This is a genomic window from Phytohabitans houttuyneae (genome assembly GCF_011764425.1).
In the GTDB taxonomy this organism is placed as follows: domain Bacteria; phylum Actinomycetota; class Actinomycetes; order Mycobacteriales; family Micromonosporaceae; genus Phytohabitans; species Phytohabitans houttuyneae.
Map to the genome: position 1 here is coordinate 1,347,620 of NZ_BLPF01000003.1, position 21,022 is coordinate 1,368,641.

Sequence of the window (21,022 nt, forward strand, 5' to 3'; positions counted from 1 at the left end):
GTGGAGAACCGATTAGGTTTTCGCGCCGCGCCCGTCGGTACGGGTGAGACCAACTCACAGGAGGCAGGCACGATGCGGAAACTGATCTTCGCCATGAACGTGACCCTGGACGGCTACATCGCCGCGCGCGGGGACGACCTCGGCTGGAGCGGGGGTGACGGGCCGGACTCGCCGCCGAGCGACGAGCTGTTCCAGTGGTGGTCCGACCGGGTGGCGGCGACCGGCCTGTCGCTGTACGGGCGCAAGCTGTGGGAGCTGATGAGCTCCGACTGGTCGACCGCCGACCAGCAGCCCGGCGCCACACCGGCGGTGATCGAGTTCGCCCGCCGCTGGCGGGACGTGCCGAAGGTGGTGTTCTCCTCGACGATCGACAAGGTCGACTGGAACGCCCGCCTGGTCACCGGCGACGCGGTCGCCGAGATCACCCGGCTCAAGGCCGAGGACGGCGGCCCGATGGACATCGCCGGCGCGACGCTCGCCGGGGCGGCCATGCGGGCCGGGCTGATCGACGAGTACGTGCTGGTCACCGTGCCGGTCCTGGTGGGCGGCGGCACCCCGTACTTCACCGCGCTGGACAGCTGGGTGAAGCTGAACCTGGTGGAGACGCGGACGTTTCCCGGCGGCAGGCTGCTGACCCGATACGAGACGAGGCGATGAGCACGGGCCGGACGATCGGCTCGTGAGGCCAGGCCGAACAAGCCCCGCCGGCGTTGCCGGCGGGGCGGTCTGATCACAGTGTCGGCGGCAGGTCCAGCCATGGCTTGTCGGCGGCGTCGAATCCGGTGAGCTCGGCGATCTTCCCGTCGACGATGTCCAGGACCGCCATGGTGAACAGCCGGTACTCCGGGCCGTCGGGCGTGCGGAGGTACAGCGCGGCTGCGGGCATGAGGTTCACCGTCGTGGCGATACAGCGCCAGTCGTCGTAGCCGGGCTGGAAGAGCCCACCGGAGACCCAGCCGTCCACCGCGTCCTTGGCCGTGCTGGCCGACGTGCCGGCCTCGGGCAGCATCACGAAGCGCAGGTCGTCGCGGAGCAGGGCCATCAGCCCGTCGAGGTCGTTGCGCTCATGGGCGTCGATATACAGCTTCACCACGCCGCGCTCGTCGTCCGACAGCTCGTGGGTGGCGGGTCTGCGCCAGTCGACGCGGCGGTCGGGCAGCTGCTCGCGCATCGTCACCCGGGCCCGCTGCAGCGCGCTGGTCACCGATGCGACGGTCAGCTCGAGGGCGTCGGCAGCCTTCGCCGCCGGCCAGCCGACGACGTCGCGCAGGATGAACACCGCCCGCTGCCGCGGCGGCAGGTGCTGGACGGCGACGATGAACGCCAGCTCGATCGTTTCCCGCGCCACCACCGACTCCTGCGGGTCCTCGGGGAGCATCCGGTCGGGGTACGGCTGCAGGTACAGCACCTCGGAGCCGCCGTCCGCCAGCCCGGACGGTACGGGTGTGCGGTCGTTGCGCTTCTCCAGGAAGTCGAGGCAGGCGTTCGTCGCGATCCGGTACAGCCAGGTCCGCAGGGCCGCGTGGCCCTTGAACGAGGCCCGCTTGTGCCACGCGCGCAGGAACGTCTCCTGCGTCATGTCCTGGGCGTCCTCGTAGTTCGCGAGCATCCGGTAGCAGTGCACCTGAAGCTCACGCCGGTGGCGTTCGGTCATGAGCGCGAACCGCGCCGGGTCGTCTGAGCGGACCGCCGCGATGAACGCGGCCTCGTCGGCGCCCACCGCTCTGGCGTCGGTCACGTCGTCAATCCTTCCACCGGTGTGCGAGAGGCCAACTACGGGGTCGGCGTGGTCAGGTCGGTGAAGGCGGCCAGTTCCCGCCCGTCCGCCGCGTACGCGGTCAGCCGCCCGTGGGTGAGGTTGGCGCTGCGGAACGAGAACTCCCGCGGCCCCGGCGCCACCACCGCCAGCAGCGGGATCACGCGGGCGGAGCCGCCGGGCGCGGACCGGTACTCCAGGCGGGTGACCGCGTCGGCGACGACGCCGTTGACCCGCATCTTGGTCTTCTCGCGGGCGACCCCGAACCGCACCGCCGCCGCGGGTGCCGGTGCGGCGCCGCTCCAGGCGCGGCTGGCGAAGAAGTAGCGGGGGTTGGCGGCGTCGTCCAGTGTGTACGCCTTGAAGGTGGGGTCGGCGCCGGCCGGCAGCGGCAGCACCGCGAAGCAGGCCAGCAGCGCCGCCCCGACGACCGCGACGCGCAGCCCGGCCCGGCGCCGGGAGCGGACCCGGGCGGCGGCGGCCGCGACACCGCCGCAGCCGGCCAGGCAGACGGCGGCGACGCCGAGGGCGCGGGCGTTTTCCAGCAGGAACTGCACGCCGGGGTACGTGGACACGTCGCCGAGCACCGCGCCCAGCGACACGGTCATCACGACCAGCAGCACCCCGCCGGCGACCCGCTGTGTCACGCCGTGGGTGGCGACCAGCAGCATCGCGGCGAGCACCGTCCACACCTGGTGGTGGGGCCACGACACGGGTGAGGCGACCACGGTGGCACAGCCGACGAGCACGGCGGCCCGCACCGGTTCGGCGGGGCGATCACGGTCACCGGCAGGCGGAACGGTGAAACCGCGGGCCAGCGTCCGGGCCCGCCACAGCGCGGTACCGGCGATCACCGCGACAAGGGTGGCCCAGATGACCGGCAGCGTGCCCGGGTCGACGCCGGCGCGCAGCAGCATGCCGTGCAGCGACTGGTTGCCCATCCAGGCCAGGTTGCCGACGCGGGAGGTCTGCAGCACGGTGCCGGTCCAGTACGCCCAGCTGTCCGCCGGCAGCACGGCCGCGCCGACCAGCGCGCAGGCGGCGAACGCGGCGACCGCCCGGGCGGCGTCGCGGGGGCGGCCGGCGAGCAGGAAGTACACGACGAACAGCAGCGGGGTCAGCTTGATCGCGGCGGCGACGCCGACCAGCAGGCCGCGCCACCGGGGCGGGGTCAGCCCGACCGCGTCGACGAGGGCGAGCAGCACCACGAAGAAGCTCATCTGCCCGAACCGCAGGTTGCTCTGGGCCGGCGCGGACACCAGTACCGCGCAGGCCACCGCCGCCACCGCGACCCGCCCGCCGCCGAACGCGCCCCGCACCGACGCGGCGATCGCGGCCACCGCCGCGACCGACAGGGCCAGCCACAGCACCTGCAGGGCGCCCTCGGGCAGGACGGTGAGGGGGCGCAGCAGCACCATCGCGAACGGCGGGTACGTGAACGGGCCACCGTTGGCGGCCACGTACTCGTACAGCGGCCGCCCGGCCCCGACGTGCTCCGCCGCGCCGTAGTAGATGTGCAGGTCGGACAGGCGCTGCGCGGCCGGGCGGGCCAGCACCAGCGCCGCGGACCCGGCCGCGACGGCGCCGAACAACGCCCACAGTCCCGCCGCCCCGCGCACGTTCACGGATGCCACCGTAGCGGCCTTGCGCCTCACGCGGGGTGAGGTCCTAGCGTGCGTGGGGTGGACGACGAGCGCAGCTGGCGGGTCGGTGAGCTGGCCGCCGCGACCGGGCTGACCGTGCGGGCGCTGCACCACTTCGACGAGATCGGACTGGTCCGCCCGGCCGCCCGGACGGCGGCCGGGCACCGCCTCTACACCCCGCCCGACGTGCGCCGCCTGTACCGGGTGCTGGCCCTGCGCCAGCTCGGCGTGCCGCTGGCGGAGATCGGCGCGGCGCTGGACGGCGGCGTCGACGACGTGGAGCAGGCGGTGCGGGCGCAGCTGGGCCAGGTCGACGAGCACCTGGTCCGCCTGCGCGACCTGCGCCGCCGCCTGGACGCGCTGCTGCGGGCCCGCGCCGAGGCCGGCCAGCCCACGATCGACCAGCTCCTTTCGACGATGGAGGCGATGATGGCGGCGAGCTACTTCACCCCGGACCAGCTGGCCCGGCTGCGGCAGCGGCACCGGGAGGCGGGCGACGACGGGTTCGCCCGGTGGCAGGCCCGCTGGGCCGAGCTGGCCGCGCAGGTGCGCTCGCACGTGGAGGCCGGCCGCGACCCGGCGGACCCGGCCGTGCAGGAGACCGCCGGTCAGTGGGCGGCGCTGATGGACCGGATGACCGGCGGCGACCGGGGCATCCTGTCGGCGATGTACGCGAGCCTGGACGGCAAAGGCGCCGAGGCGGCCACCCGCGGGGTGGTCAGCGGCGAGGTGTGGGAGTACATGAAACGGGCTTTCGCCGTGGGTTACCGGGTTTAGGTGCTTTGCGGCACTAGACTGCGGGCCACGATGGACGCTCCTGTCGAGACCCGCCCCTGCACCCACTGCGGCAAGCCGGTGCCGCAACGGGCCGCCGCCGGGCGACCGTTCCGGTACTGCCGCGACAACGACGGCGCCTGCCAGAAGGCTTCCCGCAACGTGCGCATGCGACACCGCAACGCGCCGGGCCTGGCCGGGCAGGTTTCCCGCGCGTGGGAGGTGGTCGACAAGCTCGACCAGGCGGTGCAGACGCTGACCGAGGCGCTGCACGCCGACCTGTCCCCGGCCGGTGTGGAGCGGCAGGTCGCCGAGGTGCGCGCCGAGACGGCCGCGGAGGTCGCCGCCGCGCAGGCCGAGCGGGACGAGGCCCGCCGCGACGCGGACGGCGCCGCCGAGGAGCTGGTCCGGGCCCAGCAGGCGCTGGCCGCCGCGGTACGCGAGAAGGAGCGTGCCCTCGCCGAGTCCGCGCACGCGGCGAAGTCCGCGGCGGCGGCCGGTGAGCTTGCCGCCGCGGCCGACGCGGCCCGGGAGGAGGCGCAGCGGGCGGCGACCGCCGCGGACGCGCTGCGGTTCCAGGCCGAGCGGGACCGCGACACGGCCCGCGCGGAGGCGGCGGCGATGCGGCAGGAACGGGACGCCGCGCGGCAGGAACGGGACGCCGACCGCCGCCAGCTCGCCGAGACCGTCCGCGAGCGGGACACGATCCGGGTGCACGCCGAGCAGGTCTCCCGGGCGGCGGCCGAGGCGGCGGAGCAGGCCGACGCGTTCCGGGCCGAGGGTGAGGCGGCGGCCGCGGCCGCCGAGCGGGCCCGCACGGAGGCGCAGACGGCGCGGGCGGCGGCGGACGGGTTCCGCGCCGAGGCGGAGGCGGCGAACGCGAACGCCGAGCAGTCCCGCGCCCGGCTCGCCGACGCCGAGGTGGAAAACGACCGGATCTCCGTGGCGCTGCGGGTGGCGCGGGAGGCCGCGGCGTCCGCCGAGGACCGCCTCGCCGACCTGGGGGTACGCCTCGCGGCCGCGGTCGCCGACCGGGACGCCGCGCAGGCGCGGGTGGCGCAGCTGTCCGGTCAGGTCAGCGACCTGGCGTCGGCGTTGGCTAACCTGAGCCCCGCGGCGCCCGCACCGTCGGCTAACTGACACGCGTTAGAACGGAAATACCGGACCATTGGGTCGTAGATGGCCCGCCGTCACCGCGGTGTCGCTCAACCCGAAGATCCACCCGCTACCCTCGATAGCGTCACCGAGTCGAAACACCGAAGGGGCCGGTCGGGAATCGTCCGACCGACCCCTGTCGTTACAAAAGTGAAGACCAGCACCACGACCGAGGGGAAAGCCGATCATGGGCGAGCGCATGCTGCGCGGGAGCCGTCTGGGAGCAGTCAGCTACGAGTCCGACCGCAACACCGAGCTGGCCCCGCGACAGACCCGCGAGTACCTCTGCGCCAAGGGCCACCAGTTCGAGGTGCCCTTCGCCGTTGACGCCGAGGTTCCGATGACCTGGGAGTGCAAGTTCGACGGCAGCGTGGCCCGCCTGGTGGACGGCAGCGAGCCGGAGCAGAAGAAGGCCAAGCCCCCGCGCACCCACTGGGACATGCTGCTGGAGCGGCGTTCGATCGCCGAGCTCGAGGACATCCTGGCTGAGCGCCTGGAGGAGGTCCGCGCGCGGCGCGGCCGCTCCGCCTGACACACACGCGGCACGCACGACGTGGCCCCCGCCGGCAACGGCGGGGCCACGTTCGTCTGTCAGCGGGGTTCGACGATCTCGCCTTCGATGGCGCCGTCGGGCTCCGGGGCGCCGCGGTGGACCTTGACCTTCCGCGGGCCGAACAGGTCACCGGCGACCGCCGACGAGACCCGCCGCTCGGTCCAGCGCTGCACGCCGCGCCGCGCCACCGACCGGGCCGGGGGTGCCAGCAGCACCAGCCCGGCGACGCTGGTCAGGAAGCCGGGAACGGTCAGCAGCACGCCGGCGCCGAGGCCGACGATGCCGTCGATGACCCGCTCTCCGGGGTGCTGGCCGGCGTTGGCGGCGGCGACGAAACCCCGCCAGGCCCGCATGCCCTCACGGCGCAGCAGCATCATGCCGACGAACGAGGCGGCCAGCACGGCCAGCAGCGCCCACCCGTATCCGATCCAGCTGCCGACCAGGACGAAGACGACGATCTCCGCGACCGCCACCAACGGCACGCCCAGCGCGATTGCCCGTCCCATCCGTCAAGGATGCCACGCGCGGGGGCCGCCGGCTCAGGCCGCGACGCGCGGCACCCGGTCAAGGACGATGCCGAACCGGTCCCGGTACGCGGCCAGGACCGCCGCGTCGCCGTCCAGCACCGTCTCGTCGCGGCCGCCGGCCGGGCCGGTGACGATGAGCCGGTCACCGCTCAACGTGACCCGGCCGCCGTCGGCGCCCAGCATCGAGCAGGTCAGCGAGCGGGTGAAGTGCGAGTCCGGTGAGGTGGAGTGCCACCAGCAGGTGGGCGTGAAGTCGGCCAGCTCGTACGGGCGGGGGTCGACCCGGTACTGCGGCTCGCCGTCCATGACGACCTCCACGTCGCCGAAGCCGGACTCGGCGTCGACGACCGTGAAGCTGCCGGCCGGGTCGTCCTGCGGCTGCCGCGCGGACAGCCGCAGCGGGTGGTGGGCGAACCGGCCGAAACCGACGTCGACAAGCCACGGCTCGTCCAGCTCCACCCGCAGCGCCAGGTGGTCGAAGGGCGGACCCCACCGCTTGCCGCCCCACACCCGGGCCGAGTGGAGCGTCACCTGGTACCCCAACGCGGTCAGCAGCCGCGCGAACGAGCCGTTGAGCTCGTAGCAGAACCCGCCCCGCCGCCGCTTGACGACCTTGTCGGGCAGGGTGGTCAGGTCGACGCGCTCGCCGAGGTGGATGGAGAGGTTTTCGAACGGCACCGTCCCCAGGTGGGCGCGCTGCAGCAGCCGCAGCCCGGAAAGGTCGGCGGCGGGCGGCGCGCCCGGCAGGCCGATGCGGGCCAGGTAGTCGGCGACGAACGGCTCCTCAGCCACGGCGACGCACCACCACGGCACCGGCCAGCACCACCAGTCCCAAGCCCACCAGCAGCACCTCCGGCCACACCCCGAGGCGGGTGGCAAGGGTACGCGACTGCGAGGTGTGCAGCTGGCGGACGATGACCTCCTGGGTGTTGAACCCGGTGTCCTGGTGCACTTTGCCGTCGGCGGTCACGAAACCGGACACTCCCACCGTCGAGGCCATCAGCGACTCCCGGCCGTGCTCGACGGCGCGGAGCCGTACCATCGCCATCTGCTGGCGTGCCTCGGCCACGTCGAACGTCGCGTTGTTGGTCTGCACCGCGAGGATCCCGGCGCCGTTGGTGACGGTGTCCCGCACGATCCCGTCGTAGGCGACCTCGAAGCAGATCACGTCGCCGACCGCGACCGGGCCGGTGCGGATGACGCCGGGACGGTCGCCGGCGACCATGTTCGCCACCCGGTCGACCTCCTTGGAGACCAGGCGGGCGACGTCGCGCAGCGGCATGTACTCGGCGAACGGCACCGGGTGCCGCTTGACGTACGTCTGGTCCAGGTCGGGGCCGGTGCCGGGCAGCCACAGGATGCCGACGTTGCGGACCTCGCCCTGCTGCGGGCCGCGCAGGATGCCGCCGACGAGGATCGGGGCGCCGATCGCGGCCGCGGCGTCGGAGATGCGGGCGGCGGCGGTGGCGTCGCGCAGCGGGTCGACGTCGGAGGCGTTTTCCGGCCACACCACCAGGTCCGGCCGCGGCTGCTGCCCGGCGGCGACCCGCCCGGCCAGCGCGATGGTGGCGGTGACGTGGTTTTCCAGCACGGCGCGGCGCTGGGCGTTGAAGTCCAGGCCCATCCGCGGCACGTTGCCCTGCACGACGGCGACGGTGACCGGCGGGCCGGACGGCGTGGCGGTGGGTACCAGCAGCCCGGCGGCGGTGACCGCGACCGCCGCGGCGGTGAGCGCGGCGGCGGACAGCACGAGCCGGCCGCGGGCGAGCCGGACCCGCCACAGGTTCCACGGCCGCCACGCCGCGGTCACCAGCAGCCCACCGGCCAGTGCCACCCCGAACGTGACAAGCGGCGCCCCACCGACCGCGGCCAGCCGCACCAGCGGCGAGTCGTCCTGGCTGAACGCGAGCCGCCCCCACGGGAAGCCGCCGTACGGTGCGCGGTCGCGCAGCGCCTCCTGCGCCACCCACAGCAGCGCGGTCGCCGGCGGCCACGCCCACCGGAAGCGGTCGACGAGCGGGGAGATGTATGCGCTGGCGCCGCCGAGCAGCGCGATGAACCCGGCCTGCAGCCCGGACAGCAGCAGCCACGGCGCGAGCCCGGTGTGCAGGTTGCTCCAGCTCAGCAGGAACAGGAACAGCACCAGCCCCGCCAGCGCGCCCAGGCCCAGCCCGGCCCGGAACCGGCGGCGGTGCGCGGCGGCGGCCAGCAGCGCGACACCGACCGGGGCCAGCCACCACACCCCGTACGTGGGGAAGGACAGCAGCAGCGCCACACCGGCCGCGAGGGCCATCGCCGCGCCGGCGGCCAGCGGGAGGGGGTGCGGGGCCTCCCGCCGCTGCGATTCCGGAGAGTCGGCCTCGGCGGCCGTGGTCTCGGCGGGCTCCACCATGGTCACCTGCCGAAGAGTAGCGCCCCGGGAGGGCAACGTCCGATCCGAGGAGCGTAGCGACGAGGACGGCCGGCGCCGTCGTGGGGCGCCGCGCTCGCGCAGCGAGCGCCATTTCGGGTCGCGGGAACGCGGGTGGGGGCGCGAAACGGAAAATCGGGGCGCCGCCGTGGCGACACCCCGATGCTCCCAGGCCCTACCCGGGGCCGGTGCGACAGTTGATCTCCACGACCTTCGGACCGACGGGACGTAAGCTGGCTGCCCCCGCGCCGCCGTTGTCTACTGGTCGCGGTCACCCCCCTGCCTGAGCACCGACTCAGCTCCTCGGCCGGTCCGCGCCGCCCCGCCGACCCCCGCCCGCTGGACCTGGTGTCGGCTTGCTTGGCCAGCTGGCGAAGGGACGAAGCGAACAACAGCCGCTCCCCGATGTAGGACCTAAAGACGGTACGTGCCGCCCCCCGTGGCCTGTCAACCACTCCGGCGTGTCGGCGCCCGGCGTGTTTCGACGATCACCCGCCGCCCAGGTGATCACGCAGCAGCGCCGCCGCCGCGGCCGGGTGATCGGCGGCCAGCAAACCCCCCGCGGCCAGCACATACGCCCGATCGACCACTGTGGTCGCCGCCCGCGGCAGCGGCCACCCGCCACCGTGGTCGGACAGGACCGCATCGAGCACCCGCCGCGCCTGCCCGGGCGGCGCATGGCGAAGCACACCACCGGAGCCGACCACGAGCGCCGCCTCGCGCAGGTCCCGCCGCCCGAACCCGCCCGCCTCGCCGCGCGCGTGCCGCCGCGCCGCGACCGTGGCCGCCAGGACGGCCAAATCCACGTCCTGGGCTGAGTCGCCGATCAGCGCCGGGTCGGCCGCCCGCCGCCGCGCCGCCGCGGCCAGTCCCGCACCGTGCGGCAGCTTCTCCGCCGCGGCGGCCGCCACCACGCCCGGCGCGTTCCACCGCACACCCAGGTCACCCTCGACCGTGCGGGCGACCGGCAGGAAACCGGCGGCCTCGGCGGCCTGCTCGGCGGCGGGCGGCAACGCCGAGTACACGTCGGTGGTCGCACCACCCACGTCCACCACGAGCAGCCCCCGCCCGGTCCGCCCGGCCAGCAGCTCCACCCCGGCCAGCACCGCGTCCGGCGTGGCCGCCCGCACCAGCCGCGCGAACCGCGCCCCGAACTTCCCGCCGATCACGTGCCGCAGGAACACCTCCCGGATCGCCGCCCGCGCCGGCCCCGGCGCCAGCACACCGATCCGCGGCAGCACATTGTCCACAATGGTCGCCCCCGGCAGCGCCCGCGCCACCTCGGCGCGGGCGTCGGCGTTGCCGGCCACCACGACCGGCACCCGCCACCGGGACCGGGCCAGCCGCCACGCGTTGTGCACCAGCGTCTCGGCGTCACCGCCGTCCGTGCCACCGACCAGCAGCACCACGTCGGGCCGGGCGGCGCGCAGCTCCCGCACCCCCTGCACCGGCAGCGGGCCGGCGGCCACGTGCACCACCCGCGCACCCGCCGACAGTCCCACCCGATGCCCGGCCTCGGCGGTCACCAGCCGCTCGAAACCGACCACGGCCAGCCGCAGCCCGCCGCCGGCGGACGAACACACGTACCACGGCATGGAAGTGGCCGGCAGCCCCGCGCTGGCGGCGCCGACCGCGGCCCGCAACCCGGCCATCACGTCCGGCGCGGTCGTGGGGTGCGCGGCGGTCGCGACAAGCCGCCCGTCACCGGTGTCGACCACCGCCACCTTCGTGTAGGTGGAGCCGACGTCGGCGCAGACGGCGACGCTCACGGCACGACGACGGTGCCCACGGCGGTGACCGCCACGACCGGCGGGTCCAGCACCCGCGCACCCGAACCGCCGGTACCGCGGCACACCACCACGCAGGAGAACTCCAGCGTCCGGCTCCGGGTGCCCACCCGCGTCACCGTCGCCGTCGCCTCGACCACGTCACCGGCCCGAACCGGCGCCCGGAACTGCACGTCCGAATAGGACGCGAACAGACCCTCGTCGCCGTCCATCCGGATGCACACCTCGGTGGCCACATCCCCGAACAGCCCCAACGCGTACGCACCGTCGACAAGGTCACCGGCATAGTGCGCGTGCGCGTACGGCACGTACCGCCGGTGGGTGACGGACAGCCCCTCGCTCACACCTTCTCCTCGGTCTTCTTCTCCCCGGTCAACGCGTGCACCAGGTAGCTGGCCACCTCACCCGGCGTCGTGCCCCGCCCGAAGATCCGATCCACGCCCAGCTCACCGGCCATCATCTCGTCGAACCGCGGACCACCGGCCACCAGCAGCGGCCGCCGCGCCGCCGCGAACGCCTCCCGGAACGCCGCCGACATCTCCCGCACGTTGTGCAGGTGCGCGTCCCGCTGCGTCACCACCTGCGAGACGAGCACCGCGTCGGCCTTCTCCACCCGCGCCGCCTCCACCAGCTCCGGCACCGTCACCTGCGCGCCGAGGTTGACGACCTTCAGCTCCCGGTAGTACTCAAGGCCCTTCTCACCGGCGATGCCCTTCACGTTCAGGATCGCGTCGATGCCGACCGTGTGCGCGTCCGTGCCGATGCACGCACCCACCACCGACAGCTTGCGCCGCAGCCGCCGCTTCACCGCCGTGTTGACGTCCTTGGCGCTCAACAACGGGTAGTCCCGCTCCGCGACCCGCACCGCACCCAGGTCGACGAGGTGGTTGACCCGCCCGTACACGACGAAGAACGTGTACCCGTCACCCATCTGCCGGGCATGCACCAGCATCGCCGGCTCCAGCCCCATCTTCGCGGCCAGCTGCAGCGCCGCCCCCTCGGCCCGCTTGTCATGCGGCACCGGCAACGTGAACGACACCTGGACCATCCCGTCCCCGGTCGTGTCCCCGTACGGCCGCACGACCTGCCCGCTCACGCCGCCCCCTCCAGCAGCACAGCCGCCGGGTTGTAGTAGCCCGCCTCGTGGGCGGCCACCCCGTCCAACCCCTTGCCCCGGTCCGGCGGGCGTTTCATGATGCCGAACGTCCCGTCCGCGATCGCCGCCAGCAGCGAACCCGACGCGATCCGCGACAGCAGCTCCACCGCCTCGTCCAGCACCCGGTGCGCGCGCCGCTGGATGAACCCGCCCGGCGCCGGCGCGAAGTCCTCGTGCAGCCCACCCGCCGCGTCCAGCACGTACCGCACGTTCTGCAGCGCGATGTCCCGGTCCGACAGCCACGGCGTCACCACCGCCTCGGTCATCATCCCCACCAGCAGGATCCCCTGCCCGGTCATCGCACCCGCCAGGTTGAAGAACCCGTCCAGCAGGTTGCCCCGGAACACGTCACCGGTCATGTGCCGGGTCGGCGGCATCCACTTCAACGGCGCGTCCGGAAACAGCTCCCGCGCCAGCAACGCGTGCGCCAGCTCCAGCCGGAACGACTCCGGCAGATCCGGGTTGATCTCGAACGCGTGCCCCAGCCCCAGCTGCCAGTCCGCCAGACCCGCCTCGTGCGCGAAGTACTCGTTCAACAGCTGCGACACCGTCACCGTGTGCGCCGCCTCGAGCGCGTCCGCCGTCGTCAGGTAGTTGTCCTCACCGGTGTTGATGACGATCCCGGCCCGCGCGTGCACCTGCCGCGAAAACCGCTGGTCCACAAACGTGCGGATCGGGTTGATGTCCCGGAACAGGATCCCGTACATCGAGTCGTTCAACATCATGTCCAGCCGCTCCAGGCCGGCCAGCACCGCCATCTCCGGCATGCACAGCCCCGACGCGTAGTTCGTCAACCGCACGTACCGCCCCAGCCGCGCCGACGTCTCATCCAGCGCCGCCCGCATCAGCCGGAAGTTCTCCTGCGTCGCGTACGTACCCGCGAACCCCTCCCGCGTCGCACCCTCCGGCACGTAGTCCAGCAACGACTGCCCCGTCGACCGGATCACCGCGATCACGTCCGCGCCCGCCCGCGCCGCCGCCTGCGCCTGCGGGATGTCCTCGAAGATGTCACCGGTCGCCACGATCAGATAGATCCACGGCCGGCGCGGCGCGTCACCGAACCGCTTGATCAAACGGTCCCGCTCCACCCGCCGCCGGTCGATCCGCCGCAGCCCCGCCCGCACCTGCCGATCCGCCACCCGCCGCGCCGCCGTCCGGAAACGACCATCCGGCACCGAAAACCGCACCGACCCCGCCGCCGCCTTCTGCGCCAGCAGCGTCACATCGTCGACACCCTCACGCAGCAACGCGTCGAACACCGGCAGCGCCACACCGTGACCCAGCCCCACATCCGCGACAACCGCGTCCACCAGGCGATTCACCCACGGGATACCGTCCGGGTCGGCACCGGCAACCCCCGCCAGCCGCAGCACCGCACGCTCCACCGACACCGTCGTGTGACCACGCGCCAGCTCCACCACGGGCCGCCCGGCCTGCGCCGCGAGCTCCCGCGCCCGCGCGACGGTCCCCGGATCGAGACCGAGCTTGCCCATGCGTGTCACCCTCGTCAATCGCCGCCGGTGGCGAAGCCCCGGCAGCGCTATCCCTCGTAGATCGCGTCTCCGCGCAGCACCGTGCGCCGGCACACCGGCAGCTCGTCCAGCACCGGCAGCCCCTTGTCCAACCCCGACGGCACCGACCACACCGCGAACGTCGCCGGCGCACCCGGCGACAGCACACCCTCGCCGTCCCGGTGCACCGCCCGCCAACCACCCCGCGTGTGCGCCGCGAACGCCGCCCGCACACTCATCCGCTGCACCGGGTTGAAATGCCGCACCGCCGCCCGCACACCGCCCCACGGATCCAGCGGCGTCACCGGCGAATCCGACCCGAACGCCAGCGCCACACCCACCCCGTGCATCGCACCCATCGGGTTCGACTCAAGCGACCGCGCCACACCGAGCCGCTGCGCGTACATCTGCGACTCGCCACCCCACAACCGGTCGAACGCCGGCTGCATGCTCGCCACGATCCCGAACTCCACAAAGCCCGCGATCAGCCGCTTGTTCATGATCTCGGCGTGCTCGACCCGGTGCCGCGCGTCCCGCAGCTTCTCCACACCGAGCTTCCCCGCCGCCTCCCGGAACCCCGCCAGCACCGTCCCGATCGCCGCGTCACCGATCGCGTGGAACCCGCCCTGCACCCCGTGCGCCGCACAGTCCAGCAGATGGTCACGCACCTGCTCCGCCGTCACGTACCCGTGGCCGCACCCATCCGCGTCCAGGTAGGACTCCGACAGATGCGCCGTCTGCGAACCCAGCGCCCCATCCGCGTACAGGTCACCACCGGCACCCACCGCGCCCAGCTCGCGCGCCTTCGCCGCCGCCATCAGCTCACCCCAGTACCCGTACACCTCCGGCAGCCCCTGCCCGGAAAGCGCGAGCAACCCGGTGAAGTCGGCCTCGCTCGACGTGCCCGGCCCACCACACTCGTGCACCGCCGCGATGCCCAGCGCCGCCGCCCGCGCCAGCGTCGCCCGCTGCGCGAGGGTCCGCTGCGGCGCCGGCACCGAACCCAGCGCCAGCTCCCGCACCACGTGGTGCGCCTCCCGCCGCACCCACCCCGACTCGTCGAACCCCGGCACACCCCGCGCCGCCGACAGCAGCGACGGCGAACACAGCGCCGAATGGATCGACGCCTGCGACAGGTACACCCGGCGCCCGCCCGCCGCCCGCTCCAACGCCGCCGCGTCCGGCTTGGCCTGGTCCACCCACGTCGTCTCGTCCCACCCGTGCCCCAGCACCACCGCGTCACCCGGCAGCCCACCCGCGAACGCCGCCACCGCCGCCAGCACCTCACCCGCCGAACGCGCCCCGCTCACGTCCAGCCCCGACAGCGCCAACCCGGTGTCCGTGGCATGCACGTGCGCGTCGACGAACGCCGGCGTCACCAGCGCGCCGTCCAGATCCACGGTCACGTCGGCCGCCGGCGCGTCGGCGTCCGGGCCGACCCACGCGATCACGCCGTCACGCACCAGCAACGCGGACGCCGTCGGGTCCGCCGGGCTGTAGACGGAACCATTCCGGTACAGGGTGGAGGCAGCAGTCATGCGCTCAGTCTGCCCTCGAACAGATGCCGCACGGAGGAGACTTTGCGCACCAGGTCCAGGGCATAGTCGGCGTGCCCCGGCACATACCCGTTGCCGACCAGCATCGTCACATCGGCCGCCAGCCCCTCCGCGCCCAACGCCGCCGCCGCGAAGCTCGTCGCCATCGAGAAGAACACCACCGTGCCGCCCGCCGCCGTGGCCAGGATCGCCCCGTGCTCACACCCCGGCACGTCCACACACACCACCGTCACGTCCACCGGCACACCCACCGCCGCGGCCACCGCCACCGGGTCCCGCGCGTCCGCGACCACCACCTCGTCCGCCAGCCCCGCACCGCCCAGCAGCGCCGCCTCCCGCGCGTCGCGCACCACCCCACCAGCCGACCGGCACCGGCCTCCCGCGCCGCGGCCAGGGACAGCGAACCGCTCTTGCCCGCCGCACCCAGCACCGCCACCGCCGCACCGGGCCGCACGACCCGCGCCGTCAACGCCGGAGCGCCGCACACGTCGAGCACCGCCAGCGACAGCCGCGGATCCAGGTCGTCGGGGAGCACCGCCGCCACCGACCGCGCGAACAGGATCGCGTGCCCCGCGCACGGCACCTGCTCGCCGCGCCCGTCCCACGCCGTACCCGTGATCCGCAGCGGCGTCAGCGTCAACGACACCAGCGTCGCCACCCGGTCACCGCGCCGCAGCCCCAGCGGCGAGTCCGGACCCACCTCGTCCACCGTCCCGATCAGCATCCCGCCCGACCCGGTGACCGGATTGTGCATCTTGCCGCGCCGCTCGACGATCTCCAGCACCTCGGCCCGCACCGCGTCGCCGTCACCGCCGTGCTTCTCCCACAGCTGCCGGAAGCTCGCCGCGTCCAGGTTGAGCCGCTCGACCGCGATCCGCACCTCGTCCGCACCCACCTCCGGGCGCGCGTCGAGGCGCTCCGCCGCCTGCGGCAACACACCCGCCGGCGCCAGCACGCGATGCAGCCCAACCGGTGAAGTCATGTCCCTTGCCCTCTTCCGCAGGAAATCTTACGGTAGATTATCTAGATCACAGGACAATTTCTAGCATGGGGGCCGACGTGGGACAGCCATACGAGTACCGCCGGCGCGAGCTCGTCGAACCCGACTGGGCCCGCTTCCCCGGCTGGCGCGACGTCACCCGCGAGCAGTGGGAGTCCGCGCAGTGGCAACGCGCCCACTGCGTCAAAAACGCCAAACAGCTCCACGCCGTCCTCGGCGACCTCGTCCCCGACACGTTCTACGACGACCTCGCCGCCGACCAGGGCACACACGCCACCATGTCGATGCTCGTACCGCCCCAGATGCTCAACACCATGTCGACCGGCGACTTCTACGCCGACCCCATCCGGCGCTACATGATCCCGGTCGCCTCCGACCGCCGCACCGACTGGCCCTCACACCCGCACGCCACCCGCGACTCCCTCCACGAGCACGACATGTGGGTCGCCGAAGGCCTCACCCACCGCTACCCCACCAAGGTCCTCGCCGAACTGCTCTCCACCTGCCCGCAGTACTGCGGCCACTGCACCCGCATGGACCTCGTCGGCAACTCCACACCCGCCGTCGACAAACTCAAGCTCACCCTCAAACCCACCGACCGCTACGACGCGCACATCACCTACCTGCGCGCCCACCCCGGCGTCCGCGACGTCGTCGTATCCGGCGGCGACGTGGCCAACGTCCCCTGGCGCCACCTCGAGTCGTACCTCATGCGCCTGCTCGACATCGAGACCATCCGCGACATCCGCCTCGCCACCAAGGCACTCATGGGCCTGCCGCAACACTGGCTCCAGCCCGACGTCGTCGAAGGCCTCGAACGCGTCGCCCGCACCGCCGCCCGCCGCGGCGTCAACCTCGCCATCCACACCCACGTCAACCACGCCAACTCACTCACCCCGCTGGTCGCCCGCGCCGCGCAGACCGCACTCGAAGTCGGCGTACGCGACGTACGCAACCAGGGCGTCCTCATGCGCGGCGTCAACGCCACCACACCCGAGCTGCTCGACCTGTGCTTCGCGCTCCAGGGCGAGGCCGGCATCCTGCCGTACTACTTCTACATGTGCGACATGATCCCCAACGCCGAACACTGGCGCGTGCCCGTGTGGCAGGCCCAGGAGCTCCAGCACGACATCATGGGCTACCTGCCCGGCTACGCCACGCCCCGCATCGTGTGCGACGTACCGCTGGTCGGCAAGCGCTGGGTACACATGGTCACCGAGTACGACCGCGAACACGGCATCTCGTACTGGACCAAGAACTACCGCACCTCCATCGAGCAGGAGGACGACGAGGCGCTGGCCCGCCAGTACCCGTACTACGACCCGATCGACACCCTGCCCGACTCCGGCCAGAAGTGGTGGCGCAAGCAGCAGCAGAACGCCTGACACACAACGCGACGCGGGACGTCCTGTGTGGACGTCCCGCGTGCGGCAGATGGGTTCGAGCTAAGCCAAAGTCAGCCCCGGAACACGTCCCGGGCGTCGCGGCCGGCGTCCTTCACGTGCTCGCCGGCCTGCTTGGCCTTCGCGGCCGTACGCTCACTGGCGCCCTCGGCCTGCATGCGCTCGTTGTCGGTGGCGTCGCCGATGCGCTCCTTGACCGTGCCCTTCAGCTCTTCGGCCTTGTTCTTTGCCTTATCCGCGAAGCTCATCGCAAGGTCCTCCTAGGTAGTTCACCTCTGACCTTGAGGTGCCCGCTCCTCGGTCGGTGAAAACCCGCTCCCCTGTGCCGCATGGCACACCCCGTAAGGCGTCCTAGGAAGCTAGGTATGCGTCCTCGAAAGACCCACCCCGAGCCATATGCGAGCTACCGCGATGTCCGCGGTGGTCCGGACCGTTGCTCCCGCGGCCTCACCCTCCGCGGTCGCCCAGCTCAACCCAGGCGCCGAACCGGCAGATCTTGGCAAGTTAGCGTCGGAATAGCGCGCCAACTCACCAAGATCTCGACTGCGGCGCCGCATGCGTCCGACGGATGGTCACTGACGGTAGTAAAGCCCTGCAGGACGGCGCCGCATCGTGGGCGGACGCGGGGCCGCGGTCCGTGACTGCCGGTCGCCCGCTGCAGGTCGAGCTGCGTGCGCTCGTCGGCGACGAAGGGCGGGCGTTCCCTGGGTCGCCCGGCATGCCGGGCGACCGTACCCGGCCCGGCCCGGCGTGGCGCGGTCACCGGTAATGCTCCGCTGCTGGCGGCTGGACTGGTTAACGGCGCCTGCGCCTCACCCTCTGGGTTCCTTCTGGTGCCTGCGCCTGCACCTGATCTGTACCCGAGCCAGGCTGCTGATCATCGCGGCTGCTGCGACCGTCCTACCGCGACCACACCTCACGCTCGGGCGAGCACCCGCCAACCGAACAGCCGAGCGCCACAACCCCTACAGCGTCCTAGGAGGCTAGGTGTCTTGGGTGGAGGGCGAGGCGGCGCCGGCTCTGGTTGACTGGGCGCGTGGGGGAAGTCGTACTCGTGCGCCACGGTCAGACCGAGTGGAGCGCCGCGCACCGGCACACGTCGTACACCGACATCGACCTGACGGCCGACGGCGAGCAACAGGCCCGCGCGACCGGGCGCACCCTCGCCGGCCGGGCGTTCGTCGCGGTCTTCTGCAGCCCGCGCAAGCGGGCGCTGCGCACCGCGAAGCTGGCCGGCCTCGCGGTGTCCGAGGTGGACGCGGACCTGGTGGAGTGGGACTACGGGGAGTACGAGGGGATCACCACCGACGAGATCCACCGCACCCGCGATCCACACTGGAACCTCTGGACCGACGGCTGCCCCGGCGGCGAGTCCCCCGACCAGGTGGGCGCGCGCCTCGACCGGGCGCTCGCCAAAGCGCGCGTGGCCGCCGAGCGGGGTGACGTGGCGCTGGTCGGGCACGGCCACGCGCTGCGGGTGGCCGGCGCGCGGTGGGTGGAGCTGCCGGCCAGCGGCGGCGGCAAGCTGCGGCTGGACACCGCCACGATCTCGGTCCTGGGCTACGAGCACCGCCGCCCGGTCATCCGCCAGTGGAACGCGTGATCCGCGGCGGCCGCCCCTCGTAGGGGGTGGAGAGGACGACGGTGGTGCGGGTGGTCACGTTCGCCGCGGTGCGGATCTGCTGCAGCAGGCGCTCCAGCTCGGCCGGGCTGGCCACGCGCACCAGCAGCATGTAGAAGTCCTCCCCCGCCACCGAGTAGCAGGAGTCGATCTCGGGCAGGTGGGCGAGCCGGTCGGGCGCGTCGTCGGGCTGCGACGGGTCGAGCGGGCGGATCGCGATGAACGCGCTCAACGGCAGGTCGAGCGCCTCGTACGAGACGCGCGCGCCGTACCCCTTGATGACGCCGCGCTGCTCCAGCCGCCGCACCCGCTGGTGCACCGCGGACACCGACAGCCCCACCCGCTCGGCCAGGTCCGTGTACGACAGGCGGCCGTCCGCGGTGAGCGCCGCGAGGATGGCGCGATCGATCTCCTCCACGCGAGAAAACTACACGGCGGGAGATGTCGAGTGCGGCAGCGCGCGGTTCGTCATCCCGACAGAATCAGCGCCGGAGCGAGAGGGAGTTGAACCGATGCGCTACGTCATGTTGATCTCGGTGGACGAGGAAGGCTGGGGCGCGGACGAGGAGAAGACCCAGTCCGTGTACCAGGAGATCTTCGCCTGGTACGACAAGTGGCACGCCGCCGGCAAGGTGGTCGACGGCGGCGCCCAGCTCGACTCGGTGCGCAAGGCCAAGACCATCAGCCGCGGCACCGACGGGCGACCGGTGGTGACCGACGGCCCGTTCCTGGAGCTCAAGGAGGTCATCGCCGGCATCATCAACCTCGACTGCGACGACCTCGACGAGGCGGTGGCGATCGCGTCGACGTGGCCGGCCATCGCGCCGTTCGACGAAAAGGTCGAGGTCCGCCCCATCATCCAACGCGAGGACTGAGCGAGCCACTGCCGAGGCGGCGCGCGAGCAGCTCGCGCTCGGCCGGGTTGGTGGCCAGCGCGAGCGCCCGCCGCGTGGCCTCGGCCGCCTCCTCGTCGCGGCCCAGGTCACGCAGCAGCTCGGCGCGCGTGGAGTGCCACAGCCGGTACCCGGACAGCCGCTGCGCCAGCTCGTCCACCTCGGCCAGCGCGGCGGCCGGCCCGTCCGTGTACCGGGTCGCCACCGCCCGCCCCAGCCGCACCACGGGCGTCGGCTGGACGAGGTAGAGCGTGTCGTAGAGGCCGCGGATGGCCGCCCAGTCCGTTCGCGCGTACGTGGGGGCGAGCGCGTGCTGTGCGGCGATCGCGGCCTGCAGCAGGTAAGGCCCGGGCCGGTCGAGGGTCACCGCCCGCCGCAGGCGCGCGGCCGCGGCCTCGATCGCACGCCGGTCCCATCGGGTACGGTCCTGCTCCTCCAGCAGCACCAACCGCCCCTCGGCGTCGAAGCGGGTGGCGGCACGCGCCTCGTTCAGCTCCAGGAGCGCGGCCAGCCCCGCCGCCTCCGGCTCCCCCGGCATCAGCGCGGCGAGCTGGCGCGCCAGGTCGAGCGCCTCGCGGGTGAGGTCGCGCCGCTGCGGGGTGTCCCGGGCGCTGGCCAGGTACCCCTCGTTGAAGACCAGGTACACGGTGGCGAGCACCGCGGGCAGCCGCAGCGGGTACTCCTCCGGCGGCGGCAGCTCGAACCGCACCCCGCCGGCGCGCAGCTGCCGCTTGGCCCGCACCAGCCGCTGCGCCATCGTCGGCGTCGGCACCAGGAACGCGGCCGCGATCGCCTCCGCCGCCAGCCCGCTCGCCGCGTGCAGCGTCAACGCCACCTGCAGCGGCTCGTTCAGCGACGGGTGGCAGCACGCGAAGATCAGCGCCAGCCGGTCGTCCCCGGTCGGCTCGGCCGGCGGCTCACCGGCGACGAGCGCGAGCTTCTCCGGCCGGCCCGCTCCCGCCGCAGCCGGTCGACCGCCTTGCGCCACGCCGCCGTGACCAACCACCCGGTGGGGCTGTCCGGCACGCCGTCGGCGGGCCAGCGCCGCAGCGCCTCACCGACCGCCTCCTGCAGCGCGTCCTCGGCGAGGTCGAGGTCGCCGAGGCGCCGGCTGAGCACGCCGAGCATGCTGCCCGCCTCGTCGCGCCACACCCGGTCGAGCAGCGCCTTCACCCCGCCCACGCCGCCAGCCTAGAGACCCGGAGGACGGGTGCCGACAGTGGTCGGTGACCGATCGTGGTACCTGACTGTTGCCCCCGCTACAGCCAGGTACCACG

21 protein-coding genes and 1 pseudogene are annotated in these 21,022 nt (G+C 73.2%); 7 read left to right on the forward strand and 15 right to left on the reverse strand.

Annotated features, from left to right (window positions below; translation table 11 throughout):
• Window positions 1-72: 72 nt before the first annotated feature.
• A complete protein-coding gene (locus Phou_RS41110; RefSeq protein ID WP_173068102.1) occupies window positions 73-657 on the forward strand; it encodes a dihydrofolate reductase family protein in 585 nt (194 codons plus the stop codon).
• Between the two features lie 73 nt (window positions 658-730).
• Here the strand turns inward: Phou_RS41110 and Phou_RS41115 are convergent, their stop codons facing one another.
• Together Phou_RS41115 and Phou_RS41120 are read right to left on the reverse strand one after the other, a co-directional pair.
• Entirely contained in the window at window positions 731-1,738 is a 1,008-nt protein-coding gene (locus tag Phou_RS41115; protein ID WP_173068105.1) for an RNA polymerase subunit sigma-70, read from the reverse strand.
• A 35-nt stretch (window positions 1,739-1,773) separates the two neighbouring features.
• Entirely contained in the window at window positions 1,774-3,381 is a 1,608-nt protein-coding gene (locus Phou_RS41120) for a glycosyltransferase 87 family protein (protein ID WP_173068108.1), read from the reverse strand.
• A 57-nt stretch (window positions 3,382-3,438) separates the two neighbouring features.
• Between Phou_RS41120 and Phou_RS41125 the strand changes: the two genes are divergently transcribed.
• From Phou_RS41125 to Phou_RS41135, 3 genes are all read left to right on the forward strand, one after another.
• Window positions 3,439-4,176, forward strand: coding sequence for a MerR family transcriptional regulator (locus tag Phou_RS41125; RefSeq protein WP_173068112.1), 738 nt, complete (start codon window positions 3,439-3,441; stop codon window positions 4,174-4,176).
• A gap of 30 nt (window positions 4,177-4,206) precedes the next feature.
• A complete protein-coding gene (locus tag Phou_RS41130; protein WP_173068116.1) occupies window positions 4,207-5,313 on the forward strand; it encodes a coiled-coil domain-containing protein in 1,107 nt (368 codons plus the stop codon).
• Between the two features lie 202 nt (window positions 5,314-5,515).
• Entirely contained in the window at window positions 5,516-5,860 is a 345-nt protein-coding gene (locus Phou_RS41135; RefSeq protein ID WP_173036160.1) for an RNA polymerase-binding protein RbpA, read from the forward strand.
• Between the two features lie 59 nt (window positions 5,861-5,919).
• Here the strand turns inward: Phou_RS41135 and Phou_RS41140 are convergent, their stop codons facing one another.
• The 9 genes and pseudogenes from Phou_RS41140 to kdd form a co-directional block, all read right to left on the reverse strand.
• Window positions 5,920-6,387 carry an FxsA family protein gene (locus Phou_RS41140; RefSeq protein WP_173068120.1) on the reverse strand — a complete coding sequence of 156 codons (468 nt, stop codon included), beginning with the start codon at window positions 6,385-6,387 and terminating at the stop codon, window positions 5,920-5,922.
• A gap of 33 nt (window positions 6,388-6,420) precedes the next feature.
• Entirely contained in the window at window positions 6,421-7,200 is a 780-nt protein-coding gene (locus Phou_RS41145; protein WP_173068123.1) for an arylamine N-acetyltransferase family protein, read from the reverse strand.
• On the reverse strand, window positions 7,193-8,800 hold the full coding sequence (gene lnt, locus Phou_RS41150; RefSeq protein ID WP_173069100.1) for an apolipoprotein N-acyltransferase: 1,608 nt from the start codon (window positions 8,798-8,800) through the stop codon (window positions 7,193-7,195). Before lnt ends, Phou_RS41145 begins: the two co-directional genes overlap by 8 nt.
• Before the next feature lie 506 nt (window positions 8,801-9,306).
• Complete coding sequence (locus tag Phou_RS41155; RefSeq protein ID WP_173068126.1) at window positions 9,307-10,587, reverse strand: glutamate mutase L; 1,281 nt, start codon at window positions 10,585-10,587, stop codon at window positions 9,307-9,309.
• Window positions 10,584-10,949 carry a 3-aminobutyryl-CoA ammonia lyase gene (gene kal / locus Phou_RS41160; RefSeq protein WP_173068129.1) on the reverse strand — a complete coding sequence of 122 codons (366 nt, stop codon included), beginning with the start codon at window positions 10,947-10,949 and terminating at the stop codon, window positions 10,584-10,586. Before kal ends, Phou_RS41155 begins: the two co-directional genes overlap by 4 nt.
• Window positions 10,946-11,701, reverse strand: coding sequence for a lysine 5,6-aminomutase subunit beta (kamE, locus tag Phou_RS41165; protein ID WP_173068132.1), 756 nt, complete (start codon window positions 11,699-11,701; stop codon window positions 10,946-10,948). The genes kal and kamE overlap by 4 nt, the downstream gene beginning before the upstream one ends.
• On the reverse strand, window positions 11,698-13,254 hold the full coding sequence (gene kamD / locus Phou_RS41170) for a lysine 5,6-aminomutase subunit alpha (RefSeq protein ID WP_173068136.1): 1,557 nt from the start codon (window positions 13,252-13,254) through the stop codon (window positions 11,698-11,700). Before kamD ends, kamE begins: the two co-directional genes overlap by 4 nt.
• Window positions 13,255-13,301: 47 nt before the next feature.
• Window positions 13,302-14,810, reverse strand: coding sequence for an amidohydrolase (locus Phou_RS41175; protein WP_173068138.1), 1,509 nt, complete (start codon window positions 14,808-14,810; stop codon window positions 13,302-13,304).
• Window positions 14,807-15,810 (reverse strand): annotated as a pseudogene (gene kdd / locus Phou_RS41180) (L-erythro-3,5-diaminohexanoate dehydrogenase). Before kdd ends, Phou_RS41175 begins: the two are co-directional and overlap by 4 nt.
• 65 nt (window positions 15,811-15,875) lie before the next feature.
• Here kdd and Phou_RS41185 point away from each other — a divergent pair.
• Window positions 15,876-17,213 (forward strand): KamA family radical SAM protein, encoded by a 1,338-nt coding sequence (locus Phou_RS41185; protein ID WP_173068141.1) that lies wholly within the window; start codon window positions 15,876-15,878, stop codon window positions 17,211-17,213.
• A gap of 71 nt (window positions 17,214-17,284) precedes the next feature.
• Here the strand turns inward: Phou_RS41185 and Phou_RS41190 are convergent, their stop codons facing one another.
• The gene (locus Phou_RS41190) at window positions 17,285-17,479 is read right to left on the reverse strand and encodes a CsbD family protein (protein WP_173068144.1); all 195 of its coding nucleotides are present in this window, start codon (window positions 17,477-17,479) and stop codon (window positions 17,285-17,287) included.
• A 788-nt stretch (window positions 17,480-18,267) separates the two neighbouring features.
• Between Phou_RS41190 and Phou_RS41195 the strand changes: the two genes are divergently transcribed.
• Entirely contained in the window at window positions 18,268-18,834 is a 567-nt protein-coding gene (locus Phou_RS41195; RefSeq protein WP_173068147.1) for a histidine phosphatase family protein, read from the forward strand.
• Here the strand turns inward: Phou_RS41195 and Phou_RS41200 are convergent.
• Window positions 18,812-19,270 carry an Lrp/AsnC family transcriptional regulator gene (locus Phou_RS41200; RefSeq protein WP_173068150.1) on the reverse strand — a complete coding sequence of 153 codons (459 nt, stop codon included), beginning with the start codon at window positions 19,268-19,270 and terminating at the stop codon, window positions 18,812-18,814. The genes Phou_RS41195 and Phou_RS41200 overlap by 23 nt on opposite strands.
• Window positions 19,271-19,364: 94 nt before the next feature.
• Here Phou_RS41200 and Phou_RS41205 point away from each other — a divergent pair, with 94 nt between their 5' ends.
• On the forward strand, window positions 19,365-19,727 hold the full coding sequence (locus Phou_RS41205) for a YciI family protein (RefSeq protein WP_173068154.1): 363 nt from the start codon (window positions 19,365-19,367) through the stop codon (window positions 19,725-19,727).
• Here Phou_RS41205 and Phou_RS41210 read toward each other — a convergent pair.
• Both Phou_RS41210 and Phou_RS55160 read right to left on the reverse strand, forming a co-directional pair.
• Window positions 19,708-20,733, reverse strand: a complete 1,026-nt coding sequence (locus Phou_RS41210; protein ID WP_308784868.1) for an RNA polymerase sigma factor — start codon at window positions 20,731-20,733, stop codon at window positions 19,708-19,710. The two genes, Phou_RS41205 and Phou_RS41210, sit on opposite strands and share 20 nt — an antisense overlap.
• Window positions 20,622-20,927, reverse strand: coding sequence for a sigma factor (locus Phou_RS55160; RefSeq protein WP_308784870.1), 306 nt, complete (start codon window positions 20,925-20,927; stop codon window positions 20,622-20,624). The genes Phou_RS41210 and Phou_RS55160 overlap by 112 nt, the downstream gene beginning before the upstream one ends.
• Between the last annotated feature and the right edge of the window lie 95 nt (window positions 20,928-21,022).

Bases quoted from the DNA above. Each gene is read 5' to 3' on its own strand.
- Phou_RS41135 (WP_173036160.1), top strand. From the start codon at position 5,516: ATGGGCGAGCGCATGCTGCGCGGGAGCCGTCTGGGAGCAGTCAGCTAC.
- Phou_RS41185 (WP_173068141.1), top strand. From the start codon at position 15,876: ATGGGGGCCGACGTGGGACAGCCATACGAGTACCGCCGGCGCGAGCTC.
- Phou_RS41140 (WP_173068120.1), bottom strand. From the start codon at position 6,387: ATGGGACGGGCAATCGCGCTGGGCGTGCCGTTGGTGGCGGTCGCGGAG.
- Phou_RS41130 (WP_173068116.1), top strand. From the start codon at position 4,207: ATGGACGCTCCTGTCGAGACCCGCCCCTGCACCCACTGCGGCAAGCCG.
- lnt (WP_173069100.1), bottom strand. From the start codon at position 8,800: ATGGTGGAGCCCGCCGAGACCACGGCCGCCGAGGCCGACTCTCCGGAA.
- Phou_RS41190 (WP_173068144.1), bottom strand. From the start codon at position 17,479: ATGAGCTTCGCGGATAAGGCAAAGAACAAGGCCGAAGAGCTGAAGGGC.
- kamD (WP_173068136.1), bottom strand. From the start codon at position 13,254: ATGGGCAAGCTCGGTCTCGATCCGGGGACCGTCGCGCGGGCGCGGGAG.
- Phou_RS41205 (WP_173068154.1), top strand. From the start codon at position 19,365: ATGCGCTACGTCATGTTGATCTCGGTGGACGAGGAAGGCTGGGGCGCG.
- Phou_RS41175 (WP_173068138.1), bottom strand. From the start codon at position 14,810: ATGACTGCTGCCTCCACCCTGTACCGGAATGGTTCCGTCTACAGCCCG.
- Phou_RS41110 (WP_173068102.1), top strand. From the start codon at position 73: ATGCGGAAACTGATCTTCGCCATGAACGTGACCCTGGACGGCTACATC.